At 50.5% G+C, this 17,828-nt stretch carries 14 protein-coding genes and 1 pseudogene; 7 read left to right on the forward strand and 8 right to left on the reverse strand.

Annotated elements, in window-relative coordinates:
• Positions 1 to 523: 523 nt before the first annotated feature.
• A complete protein-coding gene (locus tag ACA043_RS14965; RefSeq protein WP_497657287.1) occupies positions 524 to 991 on the reverse strand; it encodes a hypothetical protein in 468 nt (155 codons plus the stop codon).
• Positions 992 to 1,346: 355 nt separating this feature from the next.
• On the opposite strand from ACA043_RS14965, the gene ACA043_RS14970 reads away from it, so the two are divergent.
• Entirely contained in the window at positions 1,347 to 2,555 is a 1,209-nt protein-coding gene (locus tag ACA043_RS14970) for a hypothetical protein (protein ID WP_497657288.1), read from the forward strand.
• Positions 2,556 to 2,753: 198 nt separating this feature from the next.
• Here the strand turns inward: ACA043_RS14970 and ACA043_RS14975 are convergent, their stop codons facing one another.
• The 3 genes from ACA043_RS14975 to ACA043_RS14985 form a co-directional block, all read right to left on the reverse strand.
• On the reverse strand, positions 2,754 to 3,074 hold the full coding sequence (locus ACA043_RS14975) for a hypothetical protein (RefSeq protein ID WP_497657289.1): 321 nt from the start codon (positions 3,072 to 3,074) through the stop codon (positions 2,754 to 2,756).
• A 150-nt stretch (positions 3,075 to 3,224) separates the two neighbouring features.
• The gene (locus ACA043_RS14980) at positions 3,225 to 3,359 is read right to left on the reverse strand and encodes a DUF4113 domain-containing protein (protein WP_497657290.1); all 135 of its coding nucleotides are present in this window, start codon (positions 3,357 to 3,359) and stop codon (positions 3,225 to 3,227) included.
• A complete protein-coding gene (locus ACA043_RS14985) occupies positions 3,334 to 4,659 on the reverse strand; it encodes an esterase/lipase family protein (protein ID WP_497657291.1) in 1,326 nt (441 codons plus the stop codon). Before ACA043_RS14985 ends, ACA043_RS14980 begins: the two co-directional genes overlap by 26 nt.
• A 389-nt stretch (positions 4,660 to 5,048) precedes the next feature.
• Between ACA043_RS14985 and ACA043_RS14990 the strand changes: the two are divergent.
• From ACA043_RS14990 to ACA043_RS15000, 3 genes and pseudogenes are all read left to right on the forward strand, one after another.
• A pseudogene (locus ACA043_RS14990) lies at positions 5,049 to 6,026 on the forward strand (restriction endonuclease); the annotation flags it as partial.
• 158 nt (positions 6,027 to 6,184) lie between these two features.
• Complete coding sequence (locus tag ACA043_RS14995) at positions 6,185 to 7,147, forward strand: restriction endonuclease (RefSeq protein WP_497657292.1); 963 nt, start codon at positions 6,185 to 6,187, stop codon at positions 7,145 to 7,147.
• 77 nt (positions 7,148 to 7,224) lie between these two features.
• Positions 7,225 to 7,689 (forward strand): hypothetical protein, encoded by a 465-nt coding sequence (locus ACA043_RS15000; RefSeq protein ID WP_497657293.1) that lies wholly within the window; start codon positions 7,225 to 7,227, stop codon positions 7,687 to 7,689.
• Positions 7,690 to 7,986: 297 nt separating this feature from the next.
• On the opposite strand, the gene ACA043_RS15005 is transcribed toward ACA043_RS15000, so the two are convergent.
• From ACA043_RS15005 to ACA043_RS15015, 3 genes are all read right to left on the reverse strand, one after another.
• The gene (locus tag ACA043_RS15005; protein ID WP_497657294.1) at positions 7,987 to 8,610 is read right to left on the reverse strand and encodes a hypothetical protein; all 624 of its coding nucleotides are present in this window, start codon (positions 8,608 to 8,610) and stop codon (positions 7,987 to 7,989) included.
• Positions 8,611 to 9,128: 518 nt separating this feature from the next.
• Positions 9,129 to 10,145 (reverse strand): hypothetical protein, encoded by a 1,017-nt coding sequence (locus ACA043_RS15010; protein ID WP_497657295.1) that lies wholly within the window; start codon positions 10,143 to 10,145, stop codon positions 9,129 to 9,131.
• A gap of 91 nt (positions 10,146 to 10,236) precedes the next feature.
• Complete coding sequence (locus ACA043_RS15015) at positions 10,237 to 10,461, reverse strand: hypothetical protein (RefSeq protein WP_497657296.1); 225 nt, start codon at positions 10,459 to 10,461, stop codon at positions 10,237 to 10,239.
• Positions 10,462 to 10,728: 267 nt separating this feature from the next.
• On the opposite strand from ACA043_RS15015, the gene ACA043_RS15020 reads away from it, so the two are divergent.
• Entirely contained in the window at positions 10,729 to 13,992 is a 3,264-nt protein-coding gene (locus tag ACA043_RS15020; RefSeq protein WP_497657297.1) for a DEAD/DEAH box helicase, read from the forward strand.
• Positions 13,993 to 14,768: 776 nt separating this feature from the next.
• Here ACA043_RS15020 and ACA043_RS15025 read toward each other — a convergent pair.
• Positions 14,769 to 15,173: a hypothetical protein gene (locus tag ACA043_RS15025; RefSeq protein WP_497657298.1), complete on the reverse strand. Its 405-nt coding sequence runs from the start codon at positions 15,171 to 15,173 to the stop codon at positions 14,769 to 14,771.
• 302 nt (positions 15,174 to 15,475) lie between these two features.
• Between ACA043_RS15025 and ACA043_RS15030 the strand changes: the two genes are divergently transcribed.
• The gene (locus ACA043_RS15030; protein WP_497657299.1) at positions 15,476 to 16,123 is read left to right on the forward strand and encodes a hypothetical protein; all 648 of its coding nucleotides are present in this window, start codon (positions 15,476 to 15,478) and stop codon (positions 16,121 to 16,123) included.
• Between the two features lie 1,111 nt (positions 16,124 to 17,234).
• Positions 17,235 to 17,792 (forward strand): hypothetical protein, encoded by a 558-nt coding sequence (locus ACA043_RS15035; protein ID WP_497657300.1) that lies wholly within the window; start codon positions 17,235 to 17,237, stop codon positions 17,790 to 17,792.
• Positions 17,793 to 17,828: the final 36 nt, after the last annotated feature.

Genomic DNA, 17,828 nt, shown 5'->3' on the forward strand with positions numbered 1-17,828 from the left:
AGCCGTCATGCAGACCCCTATCTAAAGTTCCAGCTACCTGCGGCACATCTGCGCAATGTCCCGGGCATCTACGAGTGCATGATGGAACGGAAAGCTTCGCTGCCCCACGTCTCTAGTTCTGTCGCGTCAGTAGGGTAGTTGCGAACATTCTTGGGCCACCAGCCTTCGTCTTATGCGAGCTCGCAAAATAACTCCCAGTCCACTGCGGCACGTCGGTCACAACCTCCAGCACTTCGTCGAAGGGGCGCAAGTCATGGGTGGGAGTACCGAGGCATTAGATTCTGTCGTGCCCACAAAAATGGACGACTTGTCCTGCTGGCCAACGAGGCACACCGTGGCATGCCTTGTAACGGTGGAACGAAGAGTGTGGGAGGGGGGGGGCTTTGACTGCAATGCGTTTGAGGAATGAAGAGGTTTGATAGGGGAGACAATCTTGCTGGCGAGTGACGATGCGACTCGTTCCTAGACCTCGTGTTGGTCATTGGAAAAGTAATGTCACGTAAGTCGCTAGCTTGCGATTGCTTCAGTCATTCCAGGATTTCGGTGAATCACCAGGATTTTGATTCGTCCGAATTTTGTATGCGATGAAGGCAGTTAGTCCGTAAATGAACCAATAAACGGGTGCTGCCGCCAAGCTGGATAGAAACAACAAAGCAGTGCAGACGATGAGCATGATGATGTAGAGGTTCAACAGCGGACGATTATCCCTTTTTCGGATGTGATTGAGACCAATGCAGACCCCTACCATGTAAAAAGTAGTAACGAGACTCCAAATCCTGAAGGTGACTGAAATCGCCCTATCACCTCTGCCATGATCCTGTTGAAAGAAGATCGGGCCAAGCAGCCAGAAAATGCCAATCGATAGTGCAACTGTCCCCAGAAGCCCCCATCCGAAATAGGTTTTCGCAAAACTGTATTGTCCTTTGCAGAGGCGGCTTTGTAGGAAAGGAAAAGTCAGGAAGGCGAGTATGATGGGTATCAAAAATGACATTAAAACGTTCCGTCGTTGTTTAGTGTGATGTCTTCAAGTTAATGCATGTGCGGAGCAGCCGTGTTACCTGCAACAACTAACCATTCAAAGCAAAGCATTCGGTTCGCACTATAGCATAGGGCCACTATAGGGTAATGTTGCGACCAAAAATCGCGGCGCTCAATCCACAGTATCGCGAGGCTGCGTTCATTCGCGGATGCGGTCTTCAAGGGATCTACGTGAATGCCGGGATGAAACTCAATCGGGCATAAAACACACATGTCCTTCAGCAAACGCCCTCCATATTCTTGCGCTTTCGCGCGCTGCTTCTATACCGGTGGTAGCGAAATGCTTTTATGCTCGATGGAGGGCATATATGCGACTCAAAATTTTTATACCAGTCGTGATCGTGGCCTTAGGGGCTCTTGCCCTCATTTTTTGGGGCCGCGCCCAAAGACCTGAACAAGGGACAATGCTAAAAGCCTGGTCAGAGAGCATCTCAAAGCTTGGGCTTCAAGCAATCTACCCTATCCAGGAGGGCCTTTATCCAGGGAATGTACTTTTGGTACCGACTTACCCTGGCAAGATCAAATCTGACGAGAAACCAGCCGAGTTTTACAGTTACTACCCGATACCTGCTGGATCCTTGGATCTGTGCAAACTCTACCTATCACTCAAAAATGCTCCGGAACTACCTCCGGTTTCTGGATATTCGATGAATGGGGAGAAATCTACAACCCATGTGGAAGTGACCCCTTGGCAGCCTGCAGAAATCAAATACTCCAACTTCAAGTGCGCTGGTGCACCTGAGGTCGATTTCAAACTGAACCGCGCCGTCGCATTCCCAGCCTTTCAGTTCGGTTCGGTCGTCGAGTCCGGGCTTGGTGGAAATCTGATCGCTTGGATGGTTGGGGCCAAAGGCAGCGCAGCAGGAAAGGATGAAAACCTGATGACGGTATCTGTTCCAAGCGCCACCGTCATAAGAGTACCTATGAACGCTCTCCAGGCAGCATGGAATAGCGGAAGCTTCGACACCGAAGATGGGTGGAATGAATTGCAGTGCATCACGCTTAAAACCATGGATCCTCAAACAGTCCATGACAAGCAAGGGAACAGTTCAAAGCCAGAATTACTGCTTGTTTCTGAGGTGTATTACGCAAATGCTATCGATGTATCTATCGCAAGCTCAACCTCGCACTCGGCTGAACTTGCTGCCAGCACTCAAGCCTTGGTCGAAAGGTTTGAGCAGCTGACAGGCCTACGTGATCAGCTTAAAGCACTTACTACTGCAGCTTCAACGACACCAGGGAACAACGCGAACCAGACGATTACTGAAGCGACTCAGAACGCCATGAAAGACCTTACCCTGCAGATCAGCGAAAAAGAGGCAGAGGTCGACAAATTATCAAAAGCCCTTTTGCCTGATGCTCCCGGTGTTACCGGCGACGTTAAGCGCGTATCCAATTCGGGTGTGACGCTCACCCAGGTCTTCCCAAGACCAATGGCCATCGGGTACCGAGGCCTCAGCTATAACCCTGGCGACAAGCTACAGTGCCAGCCCGCAAAGGTTGTGCAGGTGAATTGAATTGGGGCTCGCTTCAATGGCACTCCAGTAGTTGCCCCAGCTCTAGGTTAACCAGATGAAGGCATGCCCCGGCGCATCACCCAGCCGGTATCAGGTTTTGCCGTGCGGAGGGAATCACTTGCAGTCTCTTTCGACGCCCCCTAAACAATCACCAGGCAGACTATCGACCACTTGATCATTGGACGCCTGAATCTTAACTTAAGCCTGCACCTCTGAATGCTCCCATACAGCAGTGGTGCTTAGACGGCCTCGATCATCAAAAGTCTTCATGCTCGTCACCTTGCGAATGCGCAACGTGTCACTTAGAGAAGAGAGCCGACGACCTAGAGCAGCATTTCTAGAGTGCTTAACAGGTACCGGTTCGGCCAGGTAGAAACCGTTGCTCATTCTAATGGCCTGAGTGGTCGTGAACTGCCCAGGCTTAAGACCCAAGCTAGTGCCAACAGGGTCGACACTCGCAGACGATTTCAGGGCTTCCACGATGGCGTTCAGTGCTAGCTTTTGATTGGTGATATGCATCAAATTTTCTCCAGTCCTGGCGCGTATGATTTACGGCCTATAGGGATATAGTGATGAGCAACCCAAAAGATTTTTAGAAAACCCAAAATAGTGGAATCTTGCGACCAACGGTAACGTGTACAAATGAACTCAGCGACACTGCGGAAGCTCTCACCACCTGCTTGTGTAGCCCGGTGAGAGCATGTCCCGGCGGATGGCCCATTCGCTAACTATCGATATCTCGTCTTCTCGAATCTGATTGGCCGCCGAGGGGGCGGAGCTATTGAAATTCAAACACCGCGTCATCTATCTGCCTCTCAATGACCACTTCAGCAATCAGCGTACGATGAGGTGTAAAAAAGGTTGGGATGTCTTTTTTCGCGATAGGTAGGCCGTCAGCATTTGCCGCCGAGATACTCCTGTAGCCCACAGGGTTCTGAGGAGGTTCAAATACTGGCTGGGCTGTGATGCTTAGATAAAGGGTCTCAATGGTATAGCGCCCTATGATGGCCATCAGGTCTTTTACTGATAGATACAGTGAACGGTACGCAGGATTGTCCTCATAGGCATGCACGGTGCGAAAAACATCTTCGTAGATTTCTTTTTCAAATTTTCTATCGGTGTTTACCTTCCTATAGACCTGAAGAAAATAATCAGAGATGTCTTGCCCAAGATTGTCGCTCGCATGAGCGACCAGATTCAAATAGCTAGGCGACCGATCCTCAACAAAAGGATCAGCGGCGTGTATTTCCTGCTGCCAGGGAAATGAGCCATTGTTTACCGAGAAGGCCTGATCCTCCACTGTTAAAGCATTTTGGATTAACGAAAGCGTATGAGGGTTCTTTGGCCCTCCGTTTTTTAGGACAATGGTGCTGTGGTTTTCCTGGTCGATAATTCCAAAGGCAATCTCCCCCTTAGATTTTAGTAACTTCCAATCGCCTTTGGCTTTTTGGTTTGAGTCCAAAGGAAGTTGCAACAGGGAGCAATTAAGGTTTGCAGTGCTAATTCTTACCGTTCCGTCGCTCCCATCTTCGTTCGCTATCGCTTCAACACCATCATACCCGACGTTTCCTACTAGAACAGTGGCGAGGATTTTTCCGGAGCCATACCAAGTGTCATTGGAGAATAGATCTTTTTTGGCGAGGTTAACGGTGTAGGGTGAGCCTAGTTCTAGTCCTTTAAGTATCTCGGTGCCAGTCTGCCCCAGGAATTTGTTCCAACCTTTGACCACTCGACCGATGAATGACCGACCTTTATGGGCGAGGGGGGAACCAAAGTTCGCCGGCGCCAGCATCAGAAAATGGTGAATCGGCACGCTATCGCTTCGGTAGAAACGCGTCATCCAGTCACGTACCACCAGGGCGCCGGTACTATGGGTCACTATATCGACTGACCTAGGGGTAGTGGGGAGTTTAAGCTTTAACCAAGCCCGCTGCATTGCAACAGCAATGTCGGCGTAGGTCACCTTATCCTGAAGCGAAATCCAGTCCGCAATATCAATGACTACTGGTGGTCTTTTAGACCATTGAGCAATGTTAGATGCCAGATTTTTAAAGGATTTACCTTCGTCACTCCATCCGTGAATTATAACGATGTGCTTGGCCATTTGGACTCCTTGCGCGTTGCCGACATGGTCACCACAGCGTAGATCATGATTGGAAGCAGGATATCTATCGCTTTCAGCCTGTCGCAATCCGTTACGTATTTCGTCGCATTCCGGAATACTTGGCCAACGGACGACCAATGCGGAATCCTTGAAGCAGCTTTGCGATCGCAACGTATGGAAACAGGATTGAAAATCAAGGCGCTGCCAAATTTATAAATAGCTCAAGGACGCAGTCGCATCTTGCTTAGAGCCTGTCTGCACCTTGACGCTCACTTCGAGTTGAACTTCACTCAACTCACTGCGAGGAGTTCAGGGGCTTGAGTGCTCAGCTCTTTAGGGGGAAATAAAAGTCATGGCGAGCAATGTCAACCACTTTGAGGTGTAGTGGTCTAAAGCAGCAGTACTTCATTAATTTCATTAACACGACACTAGAGGGCGTAGGGAGCGCAGATGGGCATGGGGCGCCAGGGCCAAGAACAGACGGCGTCTATTCGGAGCGAGAGCTATTCAGGGAGGTTCTGATCCGCAAGGGATTCGATGAGCTTTGAGAGCTTCCATCTCTACTAGAAAAACTATTGATGATTACTGCGTTTAACTCGGAATAAAACGGTTTCTCTGTTGAGATCAGTCGTCACCTCCAGGCGAATCTGGCTGATACCTTACGATCTTGGATAGAGGGAGCTGGTGTCAGCTTCAGAGCTAACCTCGCTTTGTTCTGCTATTTACTATGGGAGAGCGACGTCTCTTTCTCAGGAGTCCAACTCAACCCTCAAGCTGCCAGCACGGCTGGAGTCCCGTTGCTGCCAATTCAAGCATTTCGAAACGCATTGAGCCTGTGCGAGGAGCTCCATTTCGATATTTTGGTGGAGCGCCTGGAGAGCCAGCACCAGCATTTCAATTCAGACCAGTTCATGACTATGTATCTCGTGGATGCCATGGACGGATTCAAGTTTGAAGACTTCCTTGTTGAGATCTTCCAGACCATTGGCTACGACGTCAAAGAAACCAAACGGACGGCCGACCAAGGTGCTGATCTGTTCGTTAGCCGGTTCGACAAGAATATGGTGATCCAGGCGAAAAACAATTCTGGCTCGGTGGGCAATTCCGCTGTGCAGCAGGCCATCTCCACCAAAGCTTTTTACGGTTGCGATGAGGCGATGGTCGTCACCAATTCCTACTTCACCAGATCTGCAAAAGAATTGGCGAGTACAGCAGCTGGCAGGCTGGTTGATCGAGAAGGGCTCCAAAGCTATTTGGATGACTACAATCAGAAACTGATCGAGATTTTTCAGGCCAACGAGGAAACTGCACAGTCACGTCGTGGGCTAGCAACGACGGGCAAAAAGAAGAAAGGAATAAAAGCCTAGGGCAGTTCTAGCACAGCCTCCGATCAGTGGCAGGGAGGTGCAATCAAAGGCATCAAGAGGTTTACCATCTTCGTGTTCTCCACGCATGGAGTCGGACGTAATCAACCCATCCAGCCTACGCCCTAGGGCGATACATAGGCTGGTAAACGGCGGTAAGCATGCAACAGGCATTTATTCTCAGAATTGCACCCAGCAACGTAAACAAGGTGCCGCTGGCGCTGAAAAGCGATCAAGTAATCATCGGCTGGTCTGCAACCGCCGGACTTCTTGATCAAACGCTATCTTGGAAGGCTTTTAGAAAGAAACTCCATGACACCCATTATACGACCGAAAAAAATCTCCGCCGTGCTGGTGCTGCTGCCGGACATATGTGGCGGTTTGTCCGAGACATGAAGATGGGCGATCTCGTGGTCGTTCCAAACGGCCCAAAATTTTACCTGGCTGAAATCACAAGCGACGCGTTGTATCTCCCGGAACACACTGGCGAGGATACGAGCTATCGGCGTAACGTACGGTGGCTCAACAATAAGAAAGCGATTCCACGTGATTTCGCAAAAGCTCCATTGATTTCCAGGATGAAGGTATATGGTACGACTGCCCTGGCAACCGATGTGCTCGACGACATTCGAGATGCTCTTGCACGGGCGGAGGCCGGGAACAAACCATCGTTTAAAGACGAGCTTCAGACCGCATTGGTCAAAGAGACAGTTCAGCATCTCAGGTCAGGCCATATGGACAGCTTCGCTTTCGAGCATCTGATTAAGGATTTGTTGATCCAGATGGGCGCAAAGACGGCAACGGTTGTTCCCAGACTTTTGGATAAAGGTGCAGACATACTTGCCACGTTTCGCGTTGCTGAAACTTTCCAATACACACTCGCCGTACAAGCCAAACACTGGAATGACAAAGCCCCGGTGAACAACAAGGTCGTCGAGCAGCTAATTGACGGTATAGAGGCGGCGAACGCCAATCTAGGGATGGTTATCACATCCGGCACAATTGCGGAAAGCGCTGTAAAGGCGGCCGAGGAGTACGCAGAAGCTACGGGGATTCAGATCGAGCTGGTAGATGGTGATCAATTCGCGAAGCTTCTGATCGAGCAGGGCATTGGGAAGTGGTGACCAGCATCTCTCTACATTCGGACTGAGATCGTCCATATACGGATCCTTTCACTGCCAGATTCAAGGATGTAAAGCCAATGCCAAGCCTTAACTACACGACAGCTTTTAATCGCTACAAAGCAAAGCTTGATAACCCTAATTGGGCCGTTTCCGCCATTTCCGCAGATGGCGCTCTGGTGATCAGTTGTTGGGAGCAATACTTCGAACGCCCGGCGGATGGGATTCTTCGATATGTCGACTCGCTGTCGCGGTGGAACGGCAGCAATCGTGCGGGCTGGAACTTGCTGCGAAGACACCTTGAAATGACCCTGGCAGGGAAACTAGAAGTTAGGCTCGTGCTTGCAAAGACCGATAATCCTACGGCGGTTGCGAAGGGTGGTGATGCCAGCAAACTAAACAACACCTTTTCCATCCGGGAAGACCTGATTGGTCGTCTCACCCACTATGATGGAGATCGCTTCACGATCGAGTTTCGTAAGTCATTGCAATCGCCAGATAACTATCTGTCACAGGCGTTAGCTGATGCCAAGCTTAAGGGTTGAGCTACCGGAAGGATGAAGAATGATGTGTGATTAGTGGATGCTGAGAAAGTCATTTTCTTGAGGAATCGCAGCACACTGTGGCAACGCAGGAAAGGGAAATCACCTCAACGGTGACCTGCCGGGGTTGGCTATCCGCGATGCCCAAACTGGCATCTAACAGCGCAGGTACAATATTGGACTGTTCACTTCGGGGCTGATTCGCGAATGTGAGCCCCAATCCGAACAAGAAATTTTTGAGTGCAGCGCCCAAGGGCCGTCAGTAAGACCTAATACTGATAGTTAGCCTCTGGGCGTGCGTCAGTCATCGCAGCTTGGTCGCAAAGGCTTCCGCACTAGGGGACGAGAGCAAAACTCTTCATCAACCCTCTGCATCCAGTCGAGGTTTTCTGGCTGCCTAGCGGAACCCATGACGATCCGTACAGCGAATGCTCGGCACTCATCAAGCAGTGAATTCGGGATCTGTTCTAACAACCCTTTGTATTCTTCAACGTTACCGTCACGGTAGTCATACAGGTCTGCGCACCAAAGGCTGTAGACCCACTCGCTGATATCTTCATCTGTGTATGACGAGGTGTTGGCTAAGGATTTGACGAAGGCGTCTACGTGCTTGCGTTCACGCTTGGCGAATCCGCGAGTAGTCAGGCTGAAGAATTTTAGTGCCTTGATAGCCTGACGAAATTTCCAGGTTAGAGAGTCAAGTGATTCGGGATCACGCATCAATGGCACTAATTGATATGGGTTCAATACCTCTCCTGTATCAGGGGCCACTGCATGCATTATCCGGTCGAGATTGAATGTCCGACGCTCCTCTCTGGTATGGCAAAACGCATCAATATTGGCGTCGTTTTCCTTGCGCAGATCCGAGATTTCCCGTTCCGTAATCTGGCCCGAGCCATCTTGGTATTTGATGAGTACGCGCATCATTGCTCCTGTCATATGCATTCCGACACCCAGTCGACTCTGCTTGTAGTCTAGGGTCAATCATGTTGGCCAGATTGGCAATTCGATGATTGCGACCCATCGATGTATGCAGCGAGGAAATGACATGCTATCCAGGTTTATGAGGAAGCCATCGTTTTGAACCCAAAAATAGGTGTAAAGCGAGAGCTGGATACGCTGAAGAAAAGGGTTGTGGGAAGACAGTAAATTCGGGTGCTGGACTCCCTTAAAATGGTCTGTAACGTAATTCTGTGCTTTGTAACACTGCTTATGTTACAGCCAAAAAGTTACGTTACAGGGCTCCTCAGAAAGCGCGCGCAGCGCGCAGGCCGTCGGCCGTCGGCCGTACGCGCGGGCTCTGGAGCACTACCAGCAGTGGGTTCATCAGCGACTCACCTTGATGCTGGCGAACAGCAAATTCCAACCAGCTTAACGGGCCTATAATTCGCATCGGGGACGGTTTCTACCTGGCACGCAGCACGCAGCCCCCGGCAGAAAGGTCAGAGAGGAAAATGCGCCTTCATTGATGCGCCGAACCTCGCGAGCTTGTCGTAGCAATCGCTTTTGAGTTTCGAACGCTCGGTTTCCGAGACAAATGCCGACGCCCGGTTGTGGCCCAGGAGCACGCTTACGAAGGCGAGGAATACCAGCATGATGAACAGCCGGTAGAAATTGATCGACTTGTTGAAGTCCATGGATAAACCGTGCAGAACGCTATGCCGATTCATTTCGATGGTGCCCTTGACCTCGGATGTCTTCTCGTAGAGCCGGGTAGTGAAGTAATTTTTGAAGTTATCAACCAAGCAAAGCTGTTCGTCAAAGCCCAGCATGTACTCCTTGAGTCGCATGAAGCCTGGAACCTCTACACCGTGATAGGCCTTGGCAACGAGCAAATCTTCGATTTTTGACAACACATTTATGAACTGATCCTTACTGGTGATCCCTTCAAATCTGCTGTCTATCTTTGCTCCGATCTCTCGCAGTATCCCTTCGGAAGCCAAGATAAGCCCGGACACCGCAACGGAAACGTAGCCGAACAGATACGCTCGGATGCATTCGTCAATGTGCTGCATGTAGGGTTTAAACGAATCGATCTGATTGAAGAGGGACTCGAAGTACCGCCCCATATCGTCGGGGGTATAAATGCTGGCCAAACAGAAGTCGACGGTTAAGCCGTCGGGACGGGTTTCGTTTGCTCTGATCGCATCGCATATCAGTGTCATATGGCGAGGCATCAGCAGCGGAGGAACAATCAGATCTTTACTTGCCAGAAGGGGCGCAAACGGAAACGGGCCACTAGATGTGGGAGGCATCTTGGTCTGTGGTATGAAACACGCGACTCCCTCTCGTATGAACCTATAGCCCACGATTGAACTGAAATGGCTAAGTGTATAAGGGGCGGCTCCGCAGTCCTCGCCGTAATGTGATTTCAAAATACCCAGAACAGCCTCGTGCCCCCTTTGAAAAGCACCCGTGTGTTCGCACTGATAGAAAACAGCCTCAATGGATTTTTGCATAGGCACTCCGGCGGAACGTCGAGTGACATTCTAAGCAAGATGAGTGGGTGACGGGCACTGCTCCTTGACTTTAACAGGTTTGGAATTCCCGTTATGTGACCAGGCAGGCCAGGCAATAGGCTGTCATCTCTCCCAATAATCCCCTCATAGCATCGATATCAGGAAAGGCTAAGTTGGAATGAAGCGCATGAGCTGCGCGACGCATGTTGTGTCGCTTGATTATCACTTCAGGGTTCATGGCTCTCGTCGCGTCGATCAGCATTCGCCCAGAGTGCAGGGCATTCTTTCCGAACTTCACATTGATACGATCCAGCACACGAGTCAGCTCTTCCGCCGGTTGCAGAGTCTGGCGACTTCACGCCTTGCTTAATCTGACACTAATGCTCGTTCGCGCCTAAGCTGGAAGGCATGAGGAAGGCAGAGCACGATGATCGGTTTGGCCTGCAATGCCCCCGCCTCACGAGGATTGAGATAAGCACACGATACCTTGTAGTATCATTTTGACTGCGTCGATGGAAACGTCCTCTGAGTTCTTCATTGGCGCTCAGCACGACAATCAATCATTAGCCATGGACGACTGAAGATGTTTACGCTGCCTGCCATTGTCTTTGAGGAGCGCCATTCGATCGGTGTTGTCCAGCATCTCATTCGCCCAGCGCAGCAAGTGACGCTTGTTACTGAAACCTCGATTAATATCTCTGCTCGAATCAAGCAGCCCTTGAAGCGCTTCGATAACGAGGAGCGAGTCATCCTCACCTCACGCCGAGATGTACAACTTCCGGATGGTGTTGACGGAGTGCTTTTCGAAGCTGATGGCAAATTTGTTTGGGCCAGGCATCGATTAATTGAAGAGTTCAAAAACCATCGCGCGCAGGTTGGGCCCTCATCCCATGCACGAGAGATAGCTACAACCTGGCGAGGCGTTTTTAGCTTCAGAGCCGAGCGACGTGGAACGAATGGTGGGCAATCTGAAAGCGGTTTACGTCCGCCACAACTAGGAGCCCTTCACGCTATCGGCGCGCACTGGAGCCTGGAGCAATCCCCGGCCACGATTGTCATGCCTACCGGTACTGGCAAGACAGAGACAATGCTCGCAGCGCTGGCGGCATACGGTCGAGAGCCTTTTCTAGTAGTAGTGCCTTGGGACGCCTTGCGAGCTCAAACCGCATATAAATTTGTAACCTTTGGGTTGCTCAAGACTTTAGGTGTTTTGCCGCAGGATGTGCCGAACCCAATTGTTGGGGTCATGACGAAAAGACCCAGGACACTTGCTGATCTGTTGATGTTTTCGCATTGCAACGTTGTGGTCTGTACCATCGGCGCGATCGGTACGAGTCTTCCCAACGCGTTGCTCCAGGAGATCGCCAGTCGCTGCTGCGCGCTCGTTCTTGACGAAGCGCATCACGTACCTGCCACGACATGGACACACCTCAAAAACGCTCTTCAGGGCGTTCCAACACTTCAGTTCACTGCGACACCGTTTCGTCGCGATTCACAGCTTGTCGATGGCAAGGTCATCTTCAATTACCCGCTGGCCGCCGCGCAACGGGATGGTTATTTCAAAAACATCCGATTCGAGCCAGTGCAGGTCAATCCGCACCATGCAGATCAAGCTATTGCCGAGGCAGCGGTAAGGCAGCTTCGGCATGACCTAAACCATAACAAAGACCACCGGCTGATGGCGCGATGCTCTTCCATCGCACGGGCGACATTGGTTGAGAGGATATACCGTGCCATTGCCGCAGACCTGAATCCGGTACTGATTCACTCGGACTCTGATCAGGCCCAAGTACGGCTCACCGCGTTAAAAGAGGGTGAGGCGAAAATTGTTATTTGTGTAGGCATGCTCGGCGAGGGATTCGATCTGCCTCAACTCAAGGTTGCAGCCGTGCACGACATGCACCGAAGCCTGGCAATCCTGTTGCAGTTTGTTGGGCGGTTCACGCGAGTTGCCGGTGACAACATCGGTGATGCGACGGTCGTAGCCAACATCGGAGATAAAAACGTCTCGGACGCACTTGAGCGTCTGTACAGTGAGGATGCTGACTGGAATCTGATCCTGTCAGAAATGAGTTCGGCTGCGGCGCAGGATCATGCAGAGCTGGTAGCATTCCTGCAAGCCTCCCGCCGCGTGGACGAGCATGATCCAACAGATGCAATCGTCCTTTCACCCCATCTGTTAAAGCCTAAATTCAGCACCGCAGTTTACCGAGCCACGGAGTTCTTACCAGACCGCTTTCACGCCGGTCTACCAGGCCATCTTATCCCTCTAGCTGTTTGGAAAAACACCGACAGTCCTACCTTATATTTCGTCACACGCAGCGAGTCACGTGTTCTATGGACGAATACAAAAGGTGTTCGGGATAGCGAGTGGGCTCTTTTCGTTCTGCACCACGACACCGAGCGTGGTCTGCTGTATCTGTCCTCTACCAATCATGATTCTTTGTTTCCCGAACTCGCCTCAGCTGTCGCCGGCGAGGCTGTGCTGATCAAAGGTCAGGTTATGTTTCGAAGTCTCGGCTATATCAACCGGTTGGTATTCCAGAATTTAGGGGTTAAAAAGCACGGACGGCGAAATCTTAGTTTCGCGATGTATACCGGGGGAAACGTAGACGAGGCCCTAGGGCTCACAGAACGTCAGAATTCGGTCAAAAACAATGTGAGCGGAGCAGGGTGGGAACTGGGAGCCCGGGCGACGGTGGGATGCTCTGTTAAAGGCCGAGTGTGGTCGCGAGATCAGGGATCGATCCCAGCGCTCTTGTCTTGGTGTAGGAGGGTGGGGACAAAGCTACTTGATGACACGATAAACATCGAAGACATAATCGCTAACGTCCTGGTTCCGGCTGAGATCGACGAGTTCCCGACTGATAGGGTCGTGCTCGCTCTTGAGTGGCCTGCGGAACTCCTAGGCATGTCGGAGGAGAGAATTGTACTGAGTCCTGCTTCCGTCGATAGCCCGCAACCCCTCTATATGTTTGAAATCACTTTTGTGTCGCTCGATCCTAATTCGCTGCGTTTTTCGCTGGTGACGGAGGATGAAGCCGGTGTTGCTCAGTTCGTCCTTCGTCTCGACCCCCAATTGGGTTTCAAAGCTGAGCAAGTTGGTGGTGATCCTCTGATGATCACATTGGGCAGGCACACGCGCCGGCTCGACGAATTCTTCTGCGACTACCCACCACTGGCCCGCTTTGTAGACCTGAGTGAGCTGGACGGCAATTTGCTGATCCAGCCGAGGAACCCTCGGGAGCTAGTACTTAACCCTAGCCAGTTTGAACCTTGGGATTGGACTGGCGTCGACCTGACGAAAGAAAGCTTTTGGAAAGAAGGGGCGGGTCGCGAAGACTCAATACAATGGAAGGTCGCCCAGGTCTACATGGAGGGCGGGTTTGATGTCGTCTTTGATGATGATTCCGCCGGCGAGGCTGCCGATCTGGTTTGTCTCAAGGAAGAGGAAAGCGTCATCCGACTCACGCTGATTCACTGCAAATTCTCTGGTGCTGCCTCAGCGGGAGAACGTATCAAGGATGCCGTCGAGGTCTGCTCTCAAGCGGTACGTTCAGCCAAATGGAAATGGAAGTTTAATGATCTCTGTCGCCATCTCCTTGGTCGTGAGGAGCGGCTGAAAACCATGGCCAGGCCGACACGCTTTTTCAAGGGCAATGCGCCTAGGCTCAACGAGCTCCTTAGGCAGAGTCGATTCAAACCTATCGAGGCAGAAGTGCTGATCGCCCAACCTGGTATTTCAGCATCAAACCGCAGCGAAGATCAGGACATGGTCATCGCCGCTGCCATGGTTTATCTGAAGGAAACAATCGGCTGTGATCTACAGATTCTTTGTAATGCTTGACGCAAGAGGAGGGTAGATCCCCGCGAACAGGATATAACCACTCAGGTTTGATCAGGAATCCCGCAACACGAAAGATTTGTCGAGTAGAAGGCCGCTTGATTCATGCAGCCGACCCCAACGGGGCACGCCCCAACAATCGAACAGCGAAGCTTATCGAGCCGCACGCTGATCGTGCGTGCGAGACATTACGCCCATTGCGCAAAGATCATACGTTTTCCGTAACGCTTCCTCATCGCCAGAAGACACGTAGGATTGAGCGAAGATCGTCGACAGGAAACGTTTACGTTCGCCATTTCCAATCTCAGACTACACCCTCGGCTGCCCTTTAGCATCTGGGACAGCCAGTCGATCAAGAAAATACTCCTCAAGGCTATGCCGCCGTTGCTGGCCATCAAGAAGGATCTCACTGTTCTCCGCTAGAGTCCTGCCCACACCTGCTGAACTGAACCATTCGTTAGTTAGATAGCTCCCCAAATCGGAGCCCGTCCACACAGCAGCAATAAAGCGAGACTTCTGCCCGACATTCCATACCAGGGGAAGCGCCCAGGATGGTACGGGAATGCCCATCACAAACCGTGCAGCCCATGGATATCGGTCTAGGGCATCCGACGGATCTGTCTGGTACTTCTCCAATCGGCCGCGAGCACATCAATCGGGTACTGATGAGTCGATGTGGCCAATATCCGCTGAGGCATTTGGATCGTGGAATCTGAAATTTCGTCATCGGCGTAGCGCTGAATAATAGTGGACATCGATTTCCTTAGGGGAGGGTAGTGCTACACGCTGATCGGAGTATTTGAATGAATATGGTGCCGGCGCCATGCATCAATGGTCGCAATTATCAGTAGGTCGCGCTCAGTGGATTTGCTGTAAATCTGTTCGCTGTCTACCAGTGCTTGAGCATACCCCTCCGCCCGGGCCGCAGCTTTGTCAAACTCAGCAAGGGAGCTGGATGATTCGATGTAATCGATGAGTCTCTCCCACGATCTCCGCTGGCGATTGCCTTGGGTCGTCTTGGAAAACGAAATAGCGCTCTGCAGGCACTCGATGAATGCAATCGTCGATAGGCTCAATGCTGATTTCTCACTGTGTACGTACAGATGAAAAACGGATCGTTTTGAAAAACCTTGAGCGCGATAGAAGATTTTTTTGCCGTAACGGGATGTCAGGTGATGAATCATCGCCCCTTTTAAAGACCCCAAAAAGGGACATTAACCTCGTTTTTTACACTTAATGTCCCATTTTTGGGTCATTAACAGATGCCCGTTTTTAACTCGACAGAGTGACGATCGTTCAATAATGGTTGCATGAGGTTGGGGTTATGTCTGTGGGGAAGGGTGGTCACGACGATTTTTCTTAAATTGAAACCACGCATTGAAATTTAGATGGGAGAAATTTTATTTTGCTTCCACGCTAAAGTTTTGCTCATTTTAATCCGTTTCTTTTATTAAGCATAAATAAGATTGTCGAAGGGAGATGCGTGATGACCTACTCACAGAATGTTTGCGACCTTGAATACGGCACTGATCTGGAGTGCGAGGAATTTGAAGAATTCCATTGGCCGGGACGTACTGGTGACACTTACGAAGCATCAATAGCATTACAAGGCCAGATAATCAGAATGACATTGGATGATTTCGAACAGTACTATACGGTGCATCAAGCGGCCGATGTCGCCTGGTGCATTTTCGATGCGCTCGTAGCAATGGAAGAGATTAAACCTAGACTTTTCTTGCCTATCGATTCTTCGACCAAGGCAAAAAAATATCTAGAAGTATTCAAGTGTTTTGCTAGCGATAGGACTAGCGGCACAATGTTTCCGGAAGATGGGCAGGGATCCTTAGAGACTTTGCCTGATCCTGATTACCTGTTCATTGCTGGTGGTAAGTTTGTTGACCCCGACCCAAGGATTGAATTTCGCAGTCGAGAAGAGGCCATATTCCGCATGTTTGTGGCGACGAAAATTGGGGACACCATTGAGATGGTATTTGGCGGTTATATGATGGAATTCACTGCAAAGCAGGCACTGTGGCTCTGGTTTCACCTGTCGATAGCATCCGATAGCTTGCATCATCGCAGCGCTAGAGATCCTAGCTCTGGGATCTTAAAATGCGGTCTCCAATGGTTATAAAATTAGCCGCTGACGCTCACTGATGGGGGATGCCACAGCCTTTCACAAGAGTTGAAGCATTCTCGGTGAAACACCTCTGTGAGCAAGCAGGGATACCTTGTCGCGTATTTAGTCATCTCGCCGATTTCAAAATGATCGCCATGATTGATAGCGAGGAAAATTGCTTGCACATGGGTTTCTCTTGTCTCGACAAACGACCTTTATGAATAGACCTAGCCACCTCATGCAGCGCTTCATCTTCCATTTCCAATTACAGCATTGTCATTCATAGGCAGGTTAAGCCTGATTTCGACGTTGTTAAGAGAGGAGCGGGTTATGTGTCATTAGCGACCTCAAGCTTGTTCAGACACCCCACTTCAACGAAATGCCTGAATTCATTGGTCTGTAACGTTCTTTTTGCTCTGTAACGTTGCCTACGTTACAAGTGAAAAAGTTACGTTACAGCTAGCCTCAGTAAGGCCCCGAAAAGCGCGAGGAGACGCGGAGCCTCGTCGGCCGGAAACGTGCTGATGGTAGCCCGCAGAGGGGAGGTTTTCTTACGCTTTCCTAACGAAATGCTTAAGCGCATGCCGACTCGCAATTACTCGGTCGCGTATCTCCTGGGGATCTATCGACATACCGCCGTCAGGCGTGACCTTCAAAGTCTTCAACCCGTTTACTGAGTCGATAAACGCACGCTCACGCGTCTGCTCAGATCGAGACCTCTTGTCCCGCCAAAACCACGCCATGCACTGTCCGAGCCTATTCATGTCTTTCTCTGAACGCCAAGATTTATGGGAGCATGATTGCTGAAGAGCGGGTAAATGTCCTGGGCTTTTTGTGCCAACCATGATTATTCAGTCTTGCCGTGGCAAAGACGCAACCAGGAACAAGGTCAGTGCGCATCGACCGATTGTCGTCTGTTCGGGCCCAGCAAGCTCAGCTAAGGCTCAGACTTTTTCCTGCGGATTCGGAGCTTGGTCTCAAGCTTAGGTGGTCAAACCTCGCGCTGCCCTAGCACTGATTCTTAAGGTTATATGTATCCGCCCCAGAAAAAATATCAAACTTTTCGCTAAAGTTTTTCTATAAAGCATCCGTTGTTATTTTTACGAACATAGCGATGGTGAATTTTGTGAGCAAAATTGAAATGCAATCGGCAGCGTTTTTTGCAGAACGCGAATTCATATGCTGGCGTGGTCGAGACTTTGACGAACTGTATCCGTGCCAAGTATCCAGGCAAGTTGATCAGTATGTCAGTTTAAAGTTAGACATCATGCCTTTTAGGTTTGCCGACGCCGTAGCTGAAGATATCGCGCGCTGCCTTTACGATGCCGTACTCATAACCGTGGGAAATCAGGCAGGTTTTGTACCAACGCCGGCCGATCGCGATAGTATTTTGAAAAGATCATATCGAAAAAGAATATCTGAAGAATGGAGTTACTGCGCCGATGGTAGGTTCAAATGCCACGAAACAGAAGACGGATCCTATGTTGTTGAGCTTGCGGTGGATGAGAGCGAAAAAACTGAAAGAGTTGGGGTATACACAGTTGAAGACGGGGGAGTTGAGCTTGTTTTCGAATTCATGTGTTATTCATTCAGCATGCTCGATGCCGTTTGGCTTGCTAATGCGCTGATGGAGGCGATGGGGCGTGAGCCACTGGATCATTTAGAGACAATGAGCGGGTTGTAGGCCTACCTGAACTCGCATGCGAGCTCGGACGCCTCG

It is taken from the genome of Pseudomonas sp. LBUM1648 (assembly GCF_059716145.1).

Excerpts from the sequence above, each read along its gene's own strand:
- ACA043_RS14980 (WP_497657290.1), bottom strand. The coding sequence starts at position 3,359 with ATGACGCGGTGTTTGAATTTCAATAGCTCCGCCCCCTCGGCGGCCAAT.
- ACA043_RS15000 (WP_497657293.1), top strand. The coding sequence starts at position 7,225 with ATGCCAAGCCTTAACTACACGACAGCTTTTAATCGCTACAAAGCAAAG.
- ACA043_RS14985 (WP_497657291.1), bottom strand. The coding sequence starts at position 4,659 with ATGGCCAAGCACATCGTTATAATTCACGGATGGAGTGACGAAGGTAAA.
- ACA043_RS15030 (WP_497657299.1), top strand. The coding sequence starts at position 15,476 with ATGACCTACTCACAGAATGTTTGCGACCTTGAATACGGCACTGATCTG.
- ACA043_RS14995 (WP_497657292.1), top strand. The coding sequence starts at position 6,185 with ATGCAACAGGCATTTATTCTCAGAATTGCACCCAGCAACGTAAACAAG.
- ACA043_RS14970 (WP_497657288.1), top strand. The coding sequence starts at position 1,347 with ATGCGACTCAAAATTTTTATACCAGTCGTGATCGTGGCCTTAGGGGCT.
- ACA043_RS14975 (WP_497657289.1), bottom strand. The coding sequence starts at position 3,074 with ATGCATATCACCAATCAAAAGCTAGCACTGAACGCCATCGTGGAAGCC.
- ACA043_RS15010 (WP_497657295.1), bottom strand. The coding sequence starts at position 10,145 with ATGCAAAAATCCATTGAGGCTGTTTTCTATCAGTGCGAACACACGGGT.
- ACA043_RS15020 (WP_497657297.1), top strand. The coding sequence starts at position 10,729 with ATGTTTACGCTGCCTGCCATTGTCTTTGAGGAGCGCCATTCGATCGGT.
- ACA043_RS14965 (WP_497657287.1), bottom strand. The coding sequence starts at position 991 with ATGTCATTTTTGATACCCATCATACTCGCCTTCCTGACTTTTCCTTTC.
- ACA043_RS15025 (WP_497657298.1), bottom strand. The coding sequence starts at position 15,173 with ATGATTCATCACCTGACATCCCGTTACGGCAAAAAAATCTTCTATCGC.
- ACA043_RS15005 (WP_497657294.1), bottom strand. The coding sequence starts at position 8,610 with ATGCGCGTACTCATCAAATACCAAGATGGCTCGGGCCAGATTACGGAA.